Here is a 2711-nt window from a genome sequence, read left to right on the forward strand (position 1 = left end):
GGCGGTGCGTGCGGCCCGCCGAGGTGGCGGGGTGGCGGCCTGCGTGGGGGCAGCGTGCACCCGGACGACGCAAGGGCCGTCCGGGTGCCGTCATGGCAGGTATGGTTCCGGCGCGGGCGAACCTACGCGCGGATTTCGTCGTCGCTCAGGTAGCAGGCGGGATCCTGCGCCCAGATGTCGCCGTAGTAGGCTTCGGCGCGGGCGCGGAAGTTGCCGCCGCAGATGTTCAGGAAGCGGCAGGTGGCGCAACGGCCGCCCACGTGCTGCTTCTTGTCCTTAAGCTTGTGCAGCAGTTCGATGTTCGGGTCGTCCCAGATCTGCGAGAAGGGGCGTTCCAGAACATTGCCCACCACGTGCTGACGCCAGAACTGGTCGGGGTGCACCTTGCCGTCCCACGAGATGCAGCCGATGCCGCGCCCGGAGTTGTTGCCCTCGTTGTACTGGAGCAGTTCGAACACCTCGGCGGCGCGCTTGGGGTCTTCCTTCAGCATGCGCATCCACACGTAGGGGCCGTCGGCGTGGTTGTCCACGGTCAGCACTTCCTTGGGCAGCCCGGCGTCGAACAGTTCGCGGGTCTTGTCCATGATCAGGTCGACCATGGCGCGGGTTTCCGCGTGGTCCAGGTCTTCCTTGATCAGTTCGGACCCGCGACCGGAGTACACCAGGTGGTAGAAGCAGATGCGCGGCACTTCAAGGTCGCGCAGCAACTGGAAGAGCTTGGGCACTTCGCCCTGGTTGCGCTTGTTGATGGTGAAGCGCAGGCCCACCTTCAGCCCTTCGGCCTTGCAGTTTTCGATGCCTTCCAGTGCGCGGCGGTAGGAACCGGGCACGGCGCGGAACTTGTCGTGCACCTCTTCGCCGCCATCCAGCGAAATGCCCACGTAGGACAGGCCAACTTCCTTCAGTTCGCGGGCCTTCTGCTTGGTGATCAGGGTGCCGTTGGTGGAAATGACCGCGCGCATGCCCTTGGTGGTGGCGTGCTTGGCCAGTTCCACCAGGTCCTGGCGCACCAGCGGCTCGCCGCCGGAAAAGAGCATCACCGGCGCGCCGTAGGCGGCGAGATCGTCGATGATGGCCTTGCCCTGTTCGGTGGAGATTTCGTCCTTGCCTTCAGGGTCAACGGCCTGGGCGTAGCAGTGCACGCACTTCAGATTGCAACGGCGGGTCATGTTCCAGACCACAACCGGTTTCTTGTCCTTGGAGAACTGGAGCAGGTGGGAGGGAAGCTGGCCCGAGTGGCGCCCGTAGCGAAGGGCGTCGGAGGGTTCGACCTGACCACAGTAAAGCTTGGAGATGCCGATCATTCTCACTCCTGTTGGCTGGCCGCCGGGCGCGCTGACAAGAGAGGCCCCGGCCTTCTGGCACGGGGCGTAGCGCGGCGGGCTGGCACCGGAAAAACGTCCTCACGCCCTAGCATAAATCGTGGCGGAGGGAAAGCAACTCCGGCCCGGCGGGCATTGCGGCGCAGCAGGCGGAAGCGGCGGGCGCAAGGGTGCGGGGTCAGTAGTCCTTTTTCCACATGATGCCGAGTTCGCTCGACGTGGGCGAACTGCGGCCTTCCAGATTCAGGCGGGGCAGCAGTTCCACTTCCACCCGCGCGCCGGTCGTGCCCGCCTCCGTGCCTTGCTCCACGCCCACGTACACGTTGTCCAGCAGGTACTTGCCCGCTTCCAGCGTGGGCCGGGCCAGCTCGTCGGGGGCCGATGCGCCCGATGCGCCCGATGCACCCGATGCACCCGATGCAAAGGTTGCGCGGGAAAGGGAAGGGTCGCGCGGGGTGGTGGCGGTGCGCTGCCGTGCCGGGTCTGACGAACCCACCCGCAGCACATCCACCCCCAGGGTACGCCGTACGGAGGTCAGCACGTCGAAGTCGCCGCCCGCGCCGGACAGGGTGCGCAGGGCATTGGCGGCCTGCAGCGCCTCGAACCGGCTGAGTTCGGTCAGCGGCTTGCCGAACAGCACGTAGCTCATCACCTCGTCCTGGGGCAGGGGGGGAGTGCTGGACAGGGCAAGCGCCGGGCGGCGGGCCGTGCCGCCCACGTGGGCCACGGCGGTGACGGCGGAACCTTCGTTGGTCAGGTCCAGGTCCAGCGCGGGGTTGGGAGGCTGTTCGCCGGTGAAGGTGATGTTGCCGCGCGACAGGCTGAAGGGCTTGGCCAGCAGATCGAACCTGCCGCGTACCGGCGACAGCGTGCCCGTCAGCGCGGGGGGTGCGACCGGGCCCGCCACGCGCAGGTCACCCTTCCATTCGCTGTCCAGACCGCGCCCCCGGATGAAGAACCGCTGCGGGGCCACGATGCGCAGGTCCAGCCGGGGGCCCGTGGAGGACATGGAAGGCCCGGCGGTACTGGCGGTGGGCGGCGCATCCATCGGGGCGGTGGCCGCCATCGGGAACGAGCCTGCGGGAGGGGGGGAACCTGCCGCAAGGGCCGGGTTTGCCGGAAGGGCAACCGCGGCCACGGCCTTTTCGGTCACCTCCAGCGTGGTGACTCCGCCGCCCAGACCGCGCAGCAGACGCAGTTCGCCTTCGGGCACGGTGATGTCCGCACGTACCAGCGGCGCGGTAAGCGGGCCGTTGGCTTCGATGCTGCCGGACAGGGTCAGCGACAGGTCGTCGCGGTGCAGGGGGCTGAGGCGCAGCAACTGGCCGCGCAGGTCGATGCGCGGGGCAAGGTCGCGCGAAAGGCCGTGCCGGGCAGCGGGCGTGGCCG

Annotated in this window: 2 protein-coding genes; both read right to left on the bottom strand. The window is 68.1% G+C overall.

What is annotated here, in order from left to right; translation table 11 throughout:
* Positions 1-122: 122 nt before the first annotated feature.
* Entirely contained in the window at positions 123-1304 is a 1182-nt protein-coding gene (ahbC, locus tag FVW20_RS11970; protein WP_043609964.1) for a 12,18-didecarboxysiroheme deacetylase, read from the bottom strand.
* A gap of 196 nt (positions 1305-1500) precedes the next feature.
* On the bottom strand, positions 1501-2711 hold a 1211-nt coding region (locus FVW20_RS11975), incomplete at its 5' end, for a translocation/assembly module TamB domain-containing protein (RefSeq protein ID WP_196609796.1).

Origin of the sequence: Nitratidesulfovibrio oxamicus (assembly GCF_015731765.1) — a bacterium.
Lineage (GTDB): Bacteria > Desulfobacterota > Desulfovibrionia > Desulfovibrionales > Desulfovibrionaceae > Cupidesulfovibrio > Cupidesulfovibrio oxamicus.

What these genes read in the sequence shown, in the direction of transcription:
- ahbC (WP_043609964.1), bottom strand. Translation starts at nt 1,304, where the DNA reads ATGATCGGCATCTCCAAGCTTTACTGTGGTCAGGTCGAACCCTCCGAC.